Here is a 15,630-nt window from a genome sequence, read left to right as displayed (position 1 = left end):
ACTTCGGACGGTGAGGGTTAACCTCCGTATGTCAGGGTCCGCTCCAGCGTCTGGCGCCCGGCCGTCACCGCTGCGTGATCGACCTCGACCTCCCAGTCCTCCCCGGCGATCGTCACCGACATCACCCCGTTCCCGAACCACGGCCCGTACGCCGTCCGCCAGGTCGCCGCGACGTCCCGGACCCCCGCCGACCGGGCCAGCTTGTGCAGCAACGTGGTCATCCAACGCGAGTCGAGCACCTTGTTCGCCACCCGGATGTGCTTGCCGACCGGATTCCGGAACGGCGACATGGTCAGCTGGCGGATCGCCGTACCGGGGTGGTCGACGGCGGTGAGTCGCGCCTCGGTCACGTAGCTGCAGTGCACGTCGCCGGACAGCATCAGGATCGACGTAGGCGGGTTCTCGTCCCGGACCAGGTCGGTAAGCAAATCGGTCACGTCGTCGAACGACTTCCGGAACGAGGCCCAGTGCTCGAGGTCCATCTCCTGCCGGATCTTCTCGCCGACCCTGGACCCGCGCGGTCCCCAGGCGCCGGCCGAGATCGCCTCGTCCCACCCCTCCAGATGGTGCAGCCCGGGTGCGAGCAGGAACGGCAGGGTCGAGGCGAGCAGCAGATGGTTGATCGGCTGCGTCGCGTCCACGGTGTGCCGCCGGACCCACTCCCATTCGTGCGCGTCGACCATCGCCCGTTCGTCGGGTTCCAGGTGCCGCGAGCAGCGCGAGTCCACGGCGACCAGCCGCACACCACGGGATCGAGCGCCGAAGTCGCGGTAGAAGCTCCACCGCGTCGACGCCGGGTCCTCGTCCGCCTCCCAGGCGAAGGCGTCCAGGTAGGCCGTCCGCTCGTCCTCGTCGTCGAGCGTCAGCATCGCCCGGTACGTCGCGTCTTGCGTGAGCTGCTCCGGCGAGAGGTTGCCGAGGTGCTGATACACCCAGTACGACGCGTAGGCGCCGACCACCCGGTCATGCCACCACGGCTGCGAGGTGACCCAGCGACGCCAGGTCAGCGACGTGTTCCAGTCGTCCCGTAGGTCGTGGTCGTCGAGCAGCATGCACAGCGGGACAGTGGAGAACAGCCAGCGGACCGCGGGATTCGTCCACGCGTCGTAGTACAGCCAGGTGTACTCCTCGAAGTTGCCGATCTCGTCGGCCACCTCGGACCCGTGCCGACCACCATGCGCCTCCCGCAACTGCTCCAGTACGGCGTCCGACGGGTCGTCGGCGTACACCTGATCGCCGAGCAGCAGGATCGCGTCCGGGCTCTCCTCCGAGTGCGCCGCCATCCGTTCGGCCAACGCGACCAGCGCATCCGGGCCGAACCGCTTGAGACCCTCCTCGTCGAACGGCGCCGACCGCCGGCACGACCCGAACGTCAACCGGAACGTCCCGTCGGCCCGAGGCGTCCGGATCACACTCGGCCCGTACGGCGAATCCGCTAGCGGCCACGCCACGTCACCGTCCAGCAGCACCTCGTACGGCGTACTGGTGGCCGGCCGCAATCCCTCGACGAGCACGAGCGCGTAGTGATGACCGTGCACGGACCATGTGGTCGCGCGATGGCCGAGGATCTCCACCTCACACGGGCCGGTGGTCTCCACCCAAACGGTCGCCCGCGTCTCGTCGACGTACCGCAGGAGTGGACCCAACTTCAGTTGCATCCACAAAAGCTATCGGTCAGCGCAACCCTCAGTCGGTGCGCAGGGAGTGCAACACGAACGAGGCCAGCTCGCGGTAGGCCTCGGCGTCGTTCAGGCCGGTCCGGCGGGCGATGTCACCGCGCTGGATCGCCTGCATGGTGTGCGCGACCATCTCGGCGGCGAACCCGATGTCGACCTGCCGGAACGTCTTGCCGTTGATCCCGTCCTCGATCAGCGAGCGGACCCGGTCGGCCGCGATCCGGGTGTTGCGCTCGTACACCGACCGGGCCGGGGCGAAGGTCGCCACGTCGTCCAGGAAGGTCCGGCTGGCCGGCCGGAGCGCGTCGGCGACGGCGTTCAGGTAGGCGGCGATCCGGCGGTCGTGCCGGGTCTGCCGGGCGACGGCCGATTCCACCTGCGCGGTGGCATTCTTGAAGTAGTGCTTCACCACCTCGACGGCGAGCTGCTCCTTGCTCGGCGCGAGGGCGTACAGCGTCGTCTTGCTACAGCGCAGCTCGGCGGCCAGGTCGTCCAGGGTGAACCGGCTGAAGCCCTGCGCGAGAAACAGGGAGAGCAGCCGGTCGAGCAGCTCGGACTGCCTACGGGTACGGCGCCCCGGGACGACTGTTGTCATATCGAGACAGCATAGAACGATACTGAACTTGAGTCGACAGTATCGATGCTAGTATCGTTTCGATAGCTGTTGAGAGGGGTGTCTGATGGCCGTCGATCGTCTGCTTCCGACCGAGGAATCAACCGACCTGCTCGGACTCGTCCGGGAACTCTGCGACCACGAGCTGCGGCCGTATGCGGCCCAGGCCGAGGAGTCCGAGACGTTCCCGCGAGCCGCGTTCCGCACGCTCGGCAAGGCCGGCCTGCTCGGCCTGCCCTACCCGGAGGAGTACGGCGGCGCCGGCCAGCCGTATGAGGTCTATTTGCAGATGCTGGAGGAGATCGCCGGCGCCTGGATGTCGGTCGGCGTCGGCCTGTCCGTGCACACGATGACGAGCTACGCCGTGGCCACCTTCGGTACCGACGAGCAGCGGGACCGGTTGCTGCCCGACATGGTCGGCGGCGAACTGCTCGGCGCGTATGCCTTGTCGGAGCCGCAGGCCGGGTCGGACATCAGCGGGATGACCACGAAGGCGGTCCGCGACGGCGACGAGTATGTCCTGTCCGGTACGAAGGCCTGGATCTCGCACGGCTCGCACGCCGACTTCTACACCACCTTCGCCCGGACGTCGGCCGACCCGAAACACGGCATCTCCGCCTTCCACGTGCCCGCGTCGGCCGAGGGGCTCAGCTTCGGCGCACCCGAACGCAAGATGGGCATGACCGGCTCCACCACCACCCTGGTCAACTTCGACCGGGTCCGCGTCCCCGCGGCCAACCTGATCGGCTCCGAAGGCGACGGTATGCGGATCGCCTTGTCCGCGCTCGACTCGGGCCGGCTGGGGATCGCCGCCTGCGGGACGGGGCTGGCGCAGGCCGCGCTGGAGGTCGCCGCCAGGTACGCGCTGGAGCGGGAGCAGTTCGGGCACGCGATCGCGGAGTTCCAGGGGATGCAGTTCCTGCTCGCGGACATGGACGCGGCGGTCGAGTCGGCGCGGGCGACGTACCTGCTGGCCGCGCGGCGCCGCGACCTCGGCAAGCCGTTCACCCGGCAGGCCGCGATCGCCAAACTGGTCTGCACCGACGCCGCGATGAAGGTCACCACGGACGCCGTCCAGGTGCTCGGCGGCTACGGTTACACCCGCGAGTTCCCGGTCGAGCGGTACATGCGCGAGGCCAAGGTGACCCAGATCTTCGAAGGAACCAACCAGATCCAGCGGCTCGTCATCAGCCGCGACCTGCTCAGGAGTGTGCGATGAAGCTAGGCCCGACCGATGTCGCTCTGGTCACCGGTGGTGGCTCCGGCCTCGGTGAAGCGACCGTACGCCGCTTGGCCGCGGCGGGTGCCGGGGTGGTGATCTGCGACCTGCCGCAGTCGGCCGGGAAGAGCATCGCCGAGGAGCTGGGCGAGCGCGTCGTCTTCGTCCCGACCGATGTCACCGACGAGGCGGCCGTGGCCGCTGCCCTGGACGCCGCGGCGGAGCTCGGTGAGTTGCGCGTGGTCGTGACGTGCGCCGGGATCGCCACCCCTGGCCGGATCGTCGGCCGCAAGGGGCCATTGCCACTGGGAACCTTCCGGCAGGTGATCGAGGTCAACCTGATCGGCACCTTCAACGTGCTCCGGCTGGCCGCCGAGCGGATGATCGGCCTAGACGCACTGCCGGACGGCGACCGTGGCGTAGTGGTGATGACCGCCTCGATCGCGGCGTACGACGGGCAGGTCGGCCAGGCGGCGTACGCGTCGAGCAAGGGCGGCATCGTCGGGCTGACCCTGACCGCGGCTCGCGACCTTGCCGACAAGGGCATCCGGGTCGTCACGATCGCCCCCGGCACGATGGAGACCCCGATGCTTGCCGGCCTGCCCGAAGAGGCCCGCACCGCGCTCGAACAGCAGGTCCCGCACCCGGCCCGACTCGGCCGCCCGAGCGAGTACGCCGCGCTGGTCGCCCACATCATCGACAACCAGCTCCTCAACGGCGAGGTCATCCGCCTCGACGGCGCCCTCCGGATGCCACCACGCTGATCACCACCAAGGCGATCACCAACGGGGCGATCACCACTCCGTGAAGGATCCGTCCGGCCGGCGGAGCACGGGTGAGCGCCAGCTGTGACCTTTCGCAGCCGCGGCCCGGACCGCGGACTCGTCGACCTCGATCCCGAGTCCGGGGCCGGCGAGACGTTCGATGTGGCCGTCCACGAAGGTGAACACCTGCGGGTCGATCAGGTAGTCGAGCAGCGCACTGCCGCCGCCGTACTCGATGCCGAGGCTCTGCTCCTGGATCAGGAAGTTCGGCGTCGCCAGGTCGATCTGCAGGCTGGCCGCGAGCGTGATCGGGCCGAGCGGGCAATGCGGTGCCACCGTCACGTCGTACGTCTCGGCCATCGCCGCGATCCGGCGTACCTCCGAGATTCCGCCCGCGTGGGACAGATCCGGCTGGGCGACGGCGATGCCGGTGGGCAGTACATCGCGGAAGTCCCAGCGGGAGTAGAGCCGCTCGCCGGTCGCGATCGGGATGCTGGTCGACTCCGTGATCGGGCGCAGGTCGCGGGCGAACTCCGGCAGCACCGGCTCCTCGACGAACAAGGGCAGCATGGGTTCGAGCAGCGGCAGGATCCGCCGGGTCGCCGCCGTGCTGAAGCGGCCGTGGAAGTCCAGCGCGATGTCGACGGTGTCACCCAAGGCGAAGCGCAACGCCTCCACGCGATGCACCATCGCCCGTACTTCGGCGGCGCTCGGCACCGGCGGTAGCGCGTCGGCGAGGTTGAGCTTGACCGCCGTGAAACCGCTGGCCACCTTCGCCAGCGCATCGTCCACCAGAGCGGCCGTGTCCTTGCCGCCGATCCAGGTATAGATCCGGATCCGCTCGCGGACTGGACCGCCGAGCAACTCGTGCACGGGCGTCTCGTGGTACCGGCCTTTGATGTCCCACAATGCTTGATCGATCCCAGCCAGCGCACTCGACAGCACCGGCCCGCCACGATAGAAGCCGCCCTTGGCCATCGTCTGCCAGTGGTCCTCGATGCGCAGCGGATCCGTGCCGACGAGGTACTCCATCAAAGCAGCGACCGCACCCTGGACGGCTTCGGCCCGGCCCTCGACGATCGGCTCGCCCCAGCCGCTGATGCCTTCGTCGGTGTCGATCCGCAGGAACTGCCAGCGGGGTGCTACCAGGAAGGTCTCGTACCCGACGATCTTCACACTGCCTCATTCGGTCGAAGTTCCGCGCCGGCCAGCAGCGCGGCGACGAGCTGGTCGGTTTGCCGGAGCACCAGGGCGGCGGCGCCGGAAGCACCCGCCCGGGCGCCCAGATCCAGTTCCGCGGCCATGACTTCGACGTCGCGGGTGAGTGCCATCGCGGATCGGCGCAGGGTGGCGCGGATCGGTTCCAGCACGAGGTCGCCGGCGCGGGCGAGCTCGCCGCCGACGATGATGCGCTCCGGGTTGAGCAGGTTGCAGATGTTCGCCAGCACCCGGCCGGTCACCTCGCCGGCCTCGCGCAGCACCCGCACGGTGTCTTCCTGTCCGGCCTCCGCGGCGGCGAGGACCTCGTCGATGCCGGCGTCATCGCCGAGCACGGGGCTCAACGCCTTCAGTACGGCGAACAGCGACGCGTACTGCACCAGGCAACCTCGGTTCCCACACGGGCAGGCTGCACCGGACGGGTCCGCCGAGATGTGGCCGATCTCGCCGCCACCGCCGCGCGCACCACCGTGATGAAGGTTGCCGTCGACAAGCAATCCGGAGCCGATCCCGGTCGACAACCCGAGATACAGGACATCCCGAGAACCGCGGCCCGCGCCCCAGGTGAACTCGGCGACCGCCTCGAGCCGGGTGTTGTTCTCCACCAGCACCGGTACGGCGAGGTGGCGGCCGAACTCGGCGGCGACGTTCACCCCCGCCCACGCCTGACCGGGTAGGGACGGGCCGACCACGCCACTCAGCAGATCGATCGGTCCGGGTACGCCGATCGCGACGCCGACGAGGGCGCCCCGATCGAGTCCGGCCGAGGTCAGCAGGTCGTCGAGCAGGTCGAGCCCTGCCGTCAGCCGCTCCTGCCACGGGGTGTCCCGGGCCGCGGTCACACCGGCGCTGGCGAGCGACGTACCGGACAGGTCGGTGACGTGGCCCCAGACGCGTTCGAGGGTGAAGTCCAGGCCGGCCGCCGCGCCCGCGCCGGGGTTCGCCTGCAGGAAACCGCGGGCCCGGCCGTCGACCTCCGAGGCGTCGATACCGGCTTGGGCGACCTGGTCGCCGACCGCCTCGATCACGACGCCGCCCGCGACCAGGTCGCTGACGATGGTCGACACGGTCGTCCGCGACACCCCGCAGATCCGCGCCAGCTCAGCGCGGTGCAGCGCACCGTGCTCCATCAGGGCCGACAACAGCCGTTCGGAGTTCGTACGCCGGAGCGCTCGCAGGGATCCCGTGTCCTTCGCTGCCACGTCGTCGAGTATCGACCAGCGCATCGATTGAGTCAACGATTTTGACATGGAGCGTTCACACTCTTGACACAAACCCAGAAGTACTCGAACAATCACGGTCACAGTTCGGGCGTCGATCCCGGCCAGACGTTAGTGACGACATGGACAACGACATGGACGCACTGCGGAACGACCGAAGACCGCTGGTGGTGATCACCGGCGGGCTGGGCCGTGTGGCCACCGTGCTGCGGCCCCACCTGCGGGCGCAGTACCGGCTGCGGCTGGTCGACCGGGCCATCCAGGTCGGCTCGATCCCGGCTCAACACGACGTGGAGGTCCTCCACGCCGATATCGGCGACCCCGATACGGCGTACCAGGCCTTCGACGGAGCCGACGCGATCCTGCACCTGGCCGCGAACAGCAGCCCGTGGCAGAGCTGGGACAGCGTGTACGCCGCGAACGTGCGATCCGCACAGGTGGTGGTGGAGGCAGCCGCGGCGCACGGCGTACCGAAAATCGTGCTGGCGAGCTCGATCCATGCAATGGGTGAGTACAACCGCCCGGCGTACTGGCCAGTGAGTCCGCGGCTCGATCCCCGGCCGTGCTGTCCGTACGGCCTCGGCAAGGTCGTGGTGGAGGCACTGGCCAGGTCGCACGCGGACCGGACCGGCGCCTCGGTCACCTGCCTGCGGCTCGGCCTGACCGGTTGGCCGCTGACCGAACGGCGTTACCTCGGGCAGTGGCTCTCCGACGGCGACGCGGGCCGGCTGGTGCTCGCGGCGTTACAGGCGCGGGAGCCGTACGGCGTGCACTTCGGCGTTTCGGCCAACACCCGCAACCACTGGGACATCACCTCGGCCCGGACCGAACTCGGCTACCGGCCGCAGGACGACAGCGAACAACTGGCAGACGCCACCGGACCGTCGTCCGGTCCCGTCTGCCGTCTCTTCGACGAATCACAGACCCCTGAAGAAGGCGAGAAATGACATGATCACAACGAACCACGGGCTGTCCCGGCGGAGGTTCCTGGCGCTCACGGGTGCGGCGGCGGGCACCGCGGTCGCGGTCGGCTGCTCCCCGGCGTCCTCGACGAACACCGGTCCGGCCGCCGGATCGAGCGCGGGCTCGGCCGCCAAGGGGACTGTGACCGTCATGTCCCAGTCGGGTGAGTTCGGCCCGAAGGAGGCCAAGGCGGCTGCCCAGGCGCTCGGTCTCACCGTGAAGACCGTCGAGTACGACCTCACCAAGCTGACCGCCATGTTGGCCAGCGGCAACCCGCCGGACGTCGTCCGCGGTCTGGGCGCGACCGAGACGCCGTACCTGGTGGCCCGGCAGGTGGCCGAGAACCTCGATCCGTACTTCGAGAAGAGCACGCTGATCAAGGCCGACGACATCGACCCGGTCAACGACGTCTGGCGGTACGACGGCGAGAAGCAGGGATCCGGCCCGCGGTACGGGTTCGCGAAGGACTACTCGCAGGACTGCACCATCTGGTACAACGGCGGGCTGTACGACGCCGCGCAGGTGACCCGCCCGAGCGGGACCACGCCGTTGCTGTTTGACGAACTGCTCGAAGAGGGCAACAAGCTGACCAAGCGCCAGGGCGCCAAGGTCAGTGTCTACGGCCTCAACCCGAACGGGCTGGGCCTGTTCCAGCAGCTGTCCTGGATGACCGACCTGGCCGGTGGGAAGCTGACCGCCGACGACCTCGCGTCGGTCGACTTCAGCAGCCCGGAGGCCCAGCGGGCACTGACCTGGTATCTGGAGTACGCCAAGGCCGGCATCGGCCCGACGGTGCTCAACCCCGACCCGAACGGCTGGGACGGGCCGACGTTCCAGGCCGGCCGGATGGCGACCACACTCAGCGGTTACTGGCTCGGCGGATTGTTCTCCGAAGACCCCAAGTCCGCGAAGGTGGCGGGCTTCGCACCGGCGCCGCAGTTCGACACCAACCGCCGGGTCAGCCCGTGCTTCGGCGGCACCGGGCTGTGGATCCCGAGGGCCAGCAAGAACAAGGATGCCGCGTGGGCGGTGATGGAGTGGTTCCTGGCCGGTGCCCCGGCCAAGGCGCGGGCGTCCGGTGGCTGGGGCATCCCGCCGCTGAAGTCGCTGCAGACACTCATGCCGCAGAAGCTGCCGTACCAGAAGCAGGCGTACGAGGTGCAGATGGCCGAGAAGGAGCACTTCTCGGTGACGTCGTTCACGCCGTACGTGCGGGTGGACGCGATCAACACCATCATCAGCCGTGAGCTGCCCAAGGCAATCAAGGGCACGACCTCGGCGGGCCAGCTGGCCGACGCGCTGAACTCGCAGATCAACGCGCAACTCGAGGACGGAAAGAAGCGGTTGCGGTGAGCTCCGCACTGACCGAGGTACGACGTTCCGCCGCGCCGGCCGCGGCGGAACCGGTGGCCCAGGGCAAGCAGAAACCGCCCAGCCTGCGCCAGGCGCGGGCCTTCTACCTGTTCGTCGCGCCGTGGATCATCGGGTTCGTCGCGCTGACCGTCTTCCCGCTGGGCTATGCCTTCTGGCTCAGCCTGACCGACTCCGACGGACTCTCGCCCAAGACGCACTTCGTCGGCTTCGCCAACTACGTCGAGATCTTCCAGGACCCGCTGACGATCAGCTCACTGGCGAAGACCGGGGTGTTCACCCTCATCACGGTGCCGCTGTCGATCTTCGCCGGGCTGCTGCTCGCGGTGATGCTGAACCAGCGGCTGATGGCCCGCGGACTGTTCCGGGCGCTGATCTACCTGCCGGCGGTTGTTCCGCCGGTCGGTGCGGCGCTGACGTTCCGTCTGATCTTCGACCGCGACGCCGGTGCGGCGAACGGCATCCTGAGCACCTTCGGCGCGGATCCGATCACCTGGCTGGTCGATCCGAACGCCCGCTACGTCCTGTACGGCCTGGTGATGTGGGGTTGTGGCGGGGCGATGATCATCTCGCTGGCCGGGCTGCAGGACATACCCCGTGAGCTGGTGGAAGCGGCGCAGGTCGACGGAGCGTCGTACTGGCAGTCGTTCACCAGGATCACCATCCCGTTGCTGTCGCCGGTGATCCTGTTCCAGGTGATCACCGGGGTGATCGCTTCATTGCAGTCGTTCGCGCCGCTGCTGCTGTCCTCGGGTTCGCTCAGCGGGGCCGGGACGGTGCCACAGGGCAACTACATGTACATGATCCACGTGTTCGCGCAGTACTTCTCCGCGTCCCGCTTCGGCTACGCCTCGGCGATGCTGTGGCTGCTGTTCGCGGTCATCCTGGTCGTCACCCTGATCATCATCAAGGTGAGTGCCAAGACCGTCTTCTACACCGTCGAGCCGGAGGGGAAGCGATGACCAGGTCCTACCGCTATGCGCTGTACATCGTGCTGCTGGCCGTCGTACTGGCGATGCTCAGTCCGATCTACTGGCTGGTGCAGACCTCGCTGAAGTCGCCGGCCGAGATGGCGTCGTTCCCACCCACCTGGTGGCCGTCCGCGCCGCGGTTCGCGAACTACTCCGATGCGGTCAGCAGCGTCAACTTCGTCGGTGCCCTGCAGAACTCGCTCACCATCGCCTTCATCACCACCACCCTCACCACGCTCAGCTCGGCCTGGGTCGGGTTCGGGTTCGCCCGGCTGACCGCGCCGGGGAAGAAGCAGTTGTTCGTGATCCTGCTGTCGACGATGATGCTGCCCGGCATCGTCACGCTGGTACCGACGTACCTGATTTTCGCCAAGCTGCACATGGTCAACACCTACTGGCCGTGGGTGGCCTGGGGGCTCGGCGGCAGCGCGTTCCTGATCTTCCTGTTCCGGCAGTTCTTCGCCGGCATCCCGAAGGAGATGGAGGAGGCCGCCATCATCGACGGCTGCGGTTACGTCGGGATCTTCTGGCGGATCTTCCTGCCGCAGTCCTGGCCGGTGATCGCCGCCAGCGTGATCCTCTCCTTCACCGGCGCCTGGGGCGACTTCGTCGGGCCGGCCATGTTCCTCAGCCAGGACAGCACCACGCTGGCGGTTGCGATGGCGACCGGCTATGTCAACGACAAGGGCCTACCGCTGAACAACCTGGTCGCCGCGGGCGCGGTCATGTACGTCCTGCCGGTGCTGGTTCTGTTCATGTTCATGCAGAAGCGCTTCGTCAGCGGCTTCTCCACCTCCGGAATCAAGTGATGGAAGGGGTTCTGAGATGACGACGACACGAGCCCGGGCGTTGGCTCTTGGTAGCGCCATGATGTTGGCGGCGGCCTGCCTCACTGGCGGCGGCACCGCCACGGCCGGAGTGGATCAGATGCCGCAGGCAACCAACCGGACCTGCACGCAAGCCACCTCACCTGCTGCCCGCGGTCTGCGGCTCGCGTGGAATGACGAGTTCGGCGGCGAGTCCCTCGACAAACGCTCGTGGAGCACCGTGATGGACTTCCCCGGTCGAGCCGGCGGCCACTACCACAACACGTCGTACGGCAGCTACGCCGTCGACGAGAACGTGGTGCTGTCCAACGGACGACTGCGGTTGATCGCCAAAGACGAACCCGTCGTAGGCACGGACCCGGCCGGGACGTATCAGTACACCGAAGGCTTCATCTCGTCGCACGACAAATTCTTCCAGGCTGGAGGTTACTGGGAGATCTGCGCGAAGTTCCCGGCCGGCAAGGGATTGTGGCCCGCGTTCTGGCTGATCCCACAGGACCGCAGTTGGCCGCCGGAGATCGACGTCGCGGAGTGGTTCGGCAGTATCGAGGGCATGCACAGCGGCCTCGCCTCCGGCAACTGGCCGGACGTGCGATGGGACAGCCACTGGTCCTACGGCGCCGCCCCGACCCAGGGCTGGCACAAGTACGGCGTCCTGTGGTCCCCCGGCCGCCTCACCATCTACACCGACGGCATCCCCACCTACACCGTCACCGGCCCCCAGGTCCCCGACAAGCCGATGTACGTCGTCCTCAACAGCGGCACGTGGGCAAACGCGGATCGAGGTGGACCGCCCGACGAAACCACGGTCTTCCCCAACGCCTTCGAGGTCGACTACGTCCGCGTCTACCGGTAGGAACTACTTGGACGGTTGCGGGCCAACGACGAGTTCGTACAGAGAGCCGTGGTAGTGCCAGGGCTGGTGGATGCCGGTGAGGATGGGCCGTAGGACGGGTGCGGTCAGCTGACGGAGCGTCTGTCCGTCGTCGGTGCCGTTGAAGTCGCAGCCGTCGTACCGGACGGAGACCTCCTGATCGCGGCTGCCGCCGCGGACTGTGAGCACCAGGATGTACATGCCGTATGTGTCGATGCACTCCTTGTCGTTCGGTCCACTGCCCTCCGGTGCGCTGGTGATGGCGTCAACCAGCGCGCCGGCGGCGTCGCCGGTGAAGATCGAGCTCGCGATCAGTGGTGCGCGCCGATCGGGATCCCGACGGGTGATCGCGTACCGGCAGACCTTGATCGACTCGACGGTGCCGATCGATGCGAGGCCGCCGGTCGACGCGGGCCGTCCATCCGGCTGGTGCGCCAACCGGTGGTCCGGCGTACATCCGTTGGCATCCGAGCCGTCGATCACCCTCGCTGAGTCCAGGATCCGTCGTCTGAGGGAGTCGTCGTCGCTGAGCACGGTGACATGCAGGCCGTCCACGAGCCGGGTCTCCTCGACCCAGCCGTGGTCGGCCGGTTGGACGCCCAGCTTTCGCATCCCATCGCCGGCGGGATTCCTGCTCTTCGTGTCGAACCACACATAGGGTGCGCGGTGAGCGAGCGGTGGTAGCCCCCAGCAGCCAATCGTCCGCACGGGGCCGGGTCGGCCGACATGAGGGCGCTGCTTCTTCTCCACGAGGCAGGGCGGCGAGCCAGTGATGCCGTAGCCCCAGTCTTCGGGGACCTGGAGTTCGATGGTTTGGTACGACTCCCAGCGCCAGCCGTCATCCGCCGACGAGGCGCCCTGGCCGGCTCCAGTCGACCGGCCGGAATCGTCACCGCTGACCAGAGCACTCACCCCGATCATGCCGGCCGCGACGGCCGCACACGCCAGGACGACGGATCCGGTCGAACGCCATCGACGCATCCCCCTCAACTCCCGTCTCGGTTGAACAGACACTGCACCCGGAAACCGGATCGGACAAGAGTCGAGCTGTCAGATGACGCGTGGGGGTCGGCGAGGTCCAGGTCGAGTAGCGGCAGACGCTGACCGAGTGGACCGGACCGACTGACACGAGACCGCCTTGGGAAGGTGGCCGGACCACTTCGTCGCGGGCCAGGGCCGGCACTGGATCGCAACCGTTGCCGTCGATCTCGGGGATGACGTCGGCCGAGGCGAAGATCTTCTCCCGGAGGGCGTCGTCACCACTGGTCACGGTGATCAGCAGACTGCCGATCCGGCGGGTCTCCTTGGTCCAGCCGTCGGGGTACCTGATCACCTCCGGCCGCTCGCCCGTGAACTCCAGTGACGGGGCGAGGTGCCGGACTACGGGCGCGGGCGTCGGGCATTCGACCAGCATCGCGAACGTGGCGCCACCGGGGCGCGCACTATCGGCTTGGGCTCCGACGTGAACTCGGTGCACTTGGCCGGACCTGCCAGAGGCTCCGATCCCACGTACCCAGCACCTGCAGGTGAACGTCCTGGAACCCTCCCACCGCCACCCCGGCGCCAACGGAATCTCGGCTCTCTTCGCCGGCTGCAGCATCGACTGGTCGGCCGAGGTGGCCTGCTGCCGGTCGGTCAGCCCGTTCACACCAGTGAGGACGCTCGCGATAGCGACGACGGCCAGGACCGCAGAACCATTTACACGTGAGGTCATGGTGGGATCCGCTCAGCGGAGGAGGTGTTGGAGGGCAGGGGGGATGAACTCGGGGCGGTTGATGGCGTCGACCACCGGCTTGAGGACTGGCTTGGTCAGTTGGCGGACCATTAAGCCGTCGTCGAATCCAGTGGCGCCGCATTGGGCGAAGCGGCTGACGACCTCCTGCTCGCCGGAGTCGCCCCGTAGCCGGAGTACCAGGATCTCCGAGTCGCTGACCTGGCAGCCCTCGGCCGCGGTGACGTTGCCGGAGAAGACTCCTCGGTCCGGGATCTCCGGGGCTTCTCGCAGGGCCTCGCCGACTGCTCGGGCATCGTCGCCCGTGAGTTGGGCGCTGGCGACCAGCGGCGGAGGCTGGTTTGCGGAGGTGGTGCCTCGGTAGGCGCAGATCTGGATCGACTTGACCTCGCCCATCGCCGCGACGCCGTCACCGGTCTCGGGCCGCCAGCGCGTGTTCCCGACAGCCGGCGAGGACGGAGCACACCCGTATGCATCGGTGCCGGTGATCAGCTGGGCGGAGTCGATGATCTGCCGCCGGACTGCGTCGTCGTCGGTGAAGACGCTGACCCCGACAGCGCCGAAGACCTTGGCCTCCTCGGTCCAGCCGTTGCCCCGGGCAAACACTCCCGGCTGCAGGTTGTAATCGAAGAACGCGTGGGAGACCCGCTCCGCGACCGGTGGCGCCAGGGATCCACACGCCATCATCGGCACGATCCCCGTCGTCGGCCGCCCGACGGTCGGGCCTGCCGGCTTCCCACCACGACAAGTCCACAGGTGGCTGAAGGTGCCGTCCTGCCAGCTGTCCGGTACCTGGATCTGGATGTTCGAGTACGACTCCCAGTGCCACCCCTTCGCCGGCTGGGCGACCGTGGCCGGCGCGGGCGAGGGCGCGACCTCGTTGGTCAGGTTGTTGATCCCGGTGATCGCGGTCGCAACAGCAGCACAAGCCAGTACTGCGGCGCCGGCGGTGCGGGCCCGGCGGCGACGGCCGAGGCGCGTGTGGACGTCAGCCAACAGCGACGTGTCCGACGGCGCCTCGGTGGCGTGGTTCGCCAGGCTTTGGGCGAGCAGGGTTTCGGTGGGGTCGTTCATCAACGCAGGACCTCCTCGGAACTGCTCAGGGTGGTTCGGAGGGACGCGAGGGCGCGGTGGATCTGGGAGCGGACGGTGCTCGCGGAGCAGCCGAGGATCTCGGCGATCTCCGCGTCCGGCAGGCCCTCGTAGTACCGGAGGACGACGGCCGCTCGCTGCTTGGTTGGGAGGGATGCGCAGAGCTGCCAGACGGAGTCGGCATCGGCGTGGGCGATGGCGTGGTCGGGGCCGGCCTCACCGAGGATCGACGGGTCGTCGACGAGCGTCTCGCGGCGGAAGATGCGCCGCCAGGCCGAGATGTTCGCGTTCACGATGCACCGCCGGACGTACGCGTCCGGGTCGGACGCGATCCGCGACCAGCGTGGGTACGCCGCGACCAGCGCGTCCTGCACGACTTCTTCGGCCCGGTTGCGGTCGCGCGTGATCAGGTACGCGAACCGGAGCAGGTGCGCGCCGCGGTGCGACACCCAGGCGTCGAAGTCCGGCGGTGAGTCCCCGTCAGCTGCCATTTACCCCTCCCACACCTACTACCACGCCGGAGGAACGCAAGACGTTGCACGGTCCACCCCAGTACGACATACGGGGTGGCGGCCTGGTCAGTCTGCCTCAAGGGCCGCCGCTCGGTTTCAGTCGACCCTGGTCAGTGCTTCTCTGCTCTGACAATGGGATATGGACATCCCACTAGTCCTTCGTCGCCAGGCCGGTATTGAGCCGTCGGGGACCACGTTGCCGACGCGGGAGTCGGTCGCGTGGCTGGTGCGCCGTGACGGGCAAATGGCAGTGCTACGGCGACTCGACCCAGTCTTGTGGCCGGCCGGGGACAGCGATGTGCACTGCGAACTGAAGTGGCTGCACGACTTCTTGGCCCGCCTGGGTCGAACGTCGTTTCCCGCGCCTCGACCACTACCGCTGGACGGCGAGCGCGGCTGGACCCTCTATCAGGGCGCGCTATGGGAACTGGTGAGCTACCTGCCCGGCGACGTGGTTGGCTGGCGAGCGCGGCCATCGCTGGCGGTCAAGTCCATTCGCGTGGTGTAGCGGTCGTGTCGCGTGATCCGTTGGTTGGTTAGGCGCTGAGCGCCTTGAGGTCGGTGTTGGGTGTCACCTC

The 15,630-nt window shown here is 68.1% G+C and carries 15 protein-coding genes; 7 read left to right on the top strand and 8 right to left on the bottom strand.

Features of this window, described 5'->3' with window-relative positions:
* Positions 1–17 precede the first annotated feature (17 nt).
* Complete coding sequence (locus tag EV643_RS36880) at positions 18–1,658, bottom strand: DUF7800 domain-containing protein (RefSeq protein ID WP_133804858.1); 1,641 nt, start codon at positions 1,656–1,658, stop codon at positions 18–20.
* Positions 1,659–1,686: 28 nt separating this feature from the next.
* On the bottom strand, positions 1,687–2,271 hold the full coding sequence (locus EV643_RS36875) for a TetR/AcrR family transcriptional regulator (RefSeq protein ID WP_133804857.1): 585 nt from the start codon (positions 2,269–2,271) through the stop codon (positions 1,687–1,689).
* 85 nt (positions 2,272–2,356) lie between these two features.
* Here EV643_RS36875 and EV643_RS36870 point away from each other — a divergent pair, with 85 nt between their 5' ends.
* Positions 2,357–3,508, top strand: coding sequence for an acyl-CoA dehydrogenase family protein (locus EV643_RS36870; protein WP_133804856.1), 1,152 nt, complete (start codon positions 2,357–2,359; stop codon positions 3,506–3,508).
* The gene (locus EV643_RS36865) at positions 3,505–4,272 is read left to right on the top strand and encodes an SDR family NAD(P)-dependent oxidoreductase (protein WP_133804855.1); all 768 of its coding nucleotides are present in this window, start codon (positions 3,505–3,507) and stop codon (positions 4,270–4,272) included. Before EV643_RS36870 ends, EV643_RS36865 begins: the two co-directional genes overlap by 4 nt.
* Before the next feature lie 30 nt (positions 4,273–4,302).
* On the opposite strand, the gene dgoD is transcribed toward EV643_RS36865, so the two are convergent.
* On the bottom strand, positions 4,303–5,448 hold the full coding sequence (gene dgoD, locus EV643_RS36860) for a galactonate dehydratase (protein ID WP_133804854.1): 1,146 nt from the start codon (positions 5,446–5,448) through the stop codon (positions 4,303–4,305).
* Complete coding sequence (locus EV643_RS36855) at positions 5,445–6,716, bottom strand: ROK family transcriptional regulator (RefSeq protein ID WP_166665719.1); 1,272 nt, start codon at positions 6,714–6,716, stop codon at positions 5,445–5,447. Before EV643_RS36855 ends, dgoD begins: the two co-directional genes overlap by 4 nt.
* A 116-nt stretch (positions 6,717–6,832) precedes the next feature.
* Between EV643_RS36855 and EV643_RS36850 the strand changes: the two genes are divergently transcribed.
* From EV643_RS36850 to EV643_RS36830, 5 genes are read left to right on the top strand one after another with little or no spacing between them, the layout of a single operon-like run.
* Entirely contained in the window at positions 6,833–7,657 is an 825-nt protein-coding gene (locus tag EV643_RS36850) for an NAD-dependent epimerase/dehydratase family protein (protein ID WP_133804852.1), read from the top strand.
* 1 nt (position 7,658) lies between these two features.
* Positions 7,659–9,026, top strand: coding sequence for an extracellular solute-binding protein (locus EV643_RS36845; protein ID WP_133804851.1), 1,368 nt, complete (start codon positions 7,659–7,661; stop codon positions 9,024–9,026).
* Positions 9,023–10,006, top strand: coding sequence for a carbohydrate ABC transporter permease (locus EV643_RS36840; protein WP_133804850.1), 984 nt, complete (start codon positions 9,023–9,025; stop codon positions 10,004–10,006). Before EV643_RS36845 ends, EV643_RS36840 begins: the two co-directional genes overlap by 4 nt.
* Positions 10,003–10,824, top strand: coding sequence for a carbohydrate ABC transporter permease (locus tag EV643_RS36835; protein WP_133804849.1), 822 nt, complete (start codon positions 10,003–10,005; stop codon positions 10,822–10,824). The genes EV643_RS36840 and EV643_RS36835 overlap by 4 nt, the downstream gene beginning before the upstream one ends.
* A 16-nt stretch (positions 10,825–10,840) precedes the next feature.
* Complete coding sequence (locus EV643_RS36830) at positions 10,841–11,698, top strand: glycoside hydrolase family 16 protein (protein ID WP_133804848.1); 858 nt, start codon at positions 10,841–10,843, stop codon at positions 11,696–11,698.
* A gap of 3 nt (positions 11,699–11,701) precedes the next feature.
* Here the strand turns inward: EV643_RS36830 and EV643_RS36825 are convergent, their stop codons facing one another.
* Genes EV643_RS36825 through EV643_RS36810 form a run of 4 tightly spaced genes read right to left on the bottom strand, consistent with a single transcriptional unit; the run spans position 11,702 to position 15,031 of the window.
* Positions 11,702–12,697: a hypothetical protein gene (locus EV643_RS36825; protein ID WP_133804847.1), complete on the bottom strand. Its 996-nt coding sequence runs from the start codon at positions 12,695–12,697 to the stop codon at positions 11,702–11,704.
* Positions 12,606–13,430 (bottom strand): hypothetical protein, encoded by an 825-nt coding sequence (locus EV643_RS36820; RefSeq protein WP_133804846.1) that lies wholly within the window; start codon positions 13,428–13,430, stop codon positions 12,606–12,608. Before EV643_RS36820 ends, EV643_RS36825 begins: the two co-directional genes overlap by 92 nt.
* Positions 13,431–13,442: 12 nt before the next feature.
* A complete protein-coding gene (locus tag EV643_RS36815) occupies positions 13,443–14,522 on the bottom strand; it encodes a hypothetical protein (RefSeq protein WP_133804845.1) in 1,080 nt (359 codons plus the stop codon).
* The gene (locus EV643_RS36810; RefSeq protein WP_133804844.1) at positions 14,522–15,031 is read right to left on the bottom strand and encodes a SigE family RNA polymerase sigma factor; all 510 of its coding nucleotides are present in this window, start codon (positions 15,029–15,031) and stop codon (positions 14,522–14,524) included. Before EV643_RS36810 ends, EV643_RS36815 begins: the two co-directional genes overlap by 1 nt.
* Positions 15,032–15,630 lie beyond the last annotated feature (599 nt).

This window comes from Kribbella caucasensis, assembly GCF_004361855.1.
GTDB lineage: Bacteria > Actinomycetota > Actinomycetes > Propionibacteriales > Kribbellaceae > Kribbella > Kribbella caucasensis.
Note: the sequence above shows the minus strand (reverse complement) of the source record. Positions and strands in the feature narration are given on the sequence as shown.

Bases quoted from the DNA above. Each gene is read 5' to 3' on its own strand.
- EV643_RS36880 (WP_133804858.1), bottom strand. From the start codon at position 1,658: ATGCAACTGAAGTTGGGTCCACTCCTGCGGTACGTCGACGAGACGCGG.
- EV643_RS36875 (WP_133804857.1), bottom strand. From the start codon at position 2,271: ATGACAACAGTCGTCCCGGGGCGCCGTACCCGTAGGCAGTCCGAGCTG.
- EV643_RS36870 (WP_133804856.1), top strand. From the start codon at position 2,357: ATGGCCGTCGATCGTCTGCTTCCGACCGAGGAATCAACCGACCTGCTC.
- EV643_RS36865 (WP_133804855.1), top strand. From the start codon at position 3,505: ATGAAGCTAGGCCCGACCGATGTCGCTCTGGTCACCGGTGGTGGCTCC.
- EV643_RS36855 (WP_166665719.1), bottom strand. From the start codon at position 6,716: ATGCGCTGGTCGATACTCGACGACGTGGCAGCGAAGGACACGGGATCC.
- EV643_RS36850 (WP_133804852.1), top strand. From the start codon at position 6,833: ATGGACAACGACATGGACGCACTGCGGAACGACCGAAGACCGCTGGTG.
- EV643_RS36845 (WP_133804851.1), top strand. From the start codon at position 7,659: ATGATCACAACGAACCACGGGCTGTCCCGGCGGAGGTTCCTGGCGCTC.
- EV643_RS36835 (WP_133804849.1), top strand. From the start codon at position 10,003: ATGACCAGGTCCTACCGCTATGCGCTGTACATCGTGCTGCTGGCCGTC.
- EV643_RS36830 (WP_133804848.1), top strand. From the start codon at position 10,841: ATGACGACGACACGAGCCCGGGCGTTGGCTCTTGGTAGCGCCATGATG.
- EV643_RS36825 (WP_133804847.1), bottom strand. From the start codon at position 12,697: ATGCGTCGATGGCGTTCGACCGGATCCGTCGTCCTGGCGTGTGCGGCC.
- EV643_RS36820 (WP_133804846.1), bottom strand. From the start codon at position 13,430: ATGACCTCACGTGTAAATGGTTCTGCGGTCCTGGCCGTCGTCGCTATC.
- EV643_RS36815 (WP_133804845.1), bottom strand. From the start codon at position 14,522: ATGAACGACCCCACCGAAACCCTGCTCGCCCAAAGCCTGGCGAACCAC.
- EV643_RS36810 (WP_133804844.1), bottom strand. From the start codon at position 15,031: ATGGCAGCTGACGGGGACTCACCGCCGGACTTCGACGCCTGGGTGTCG.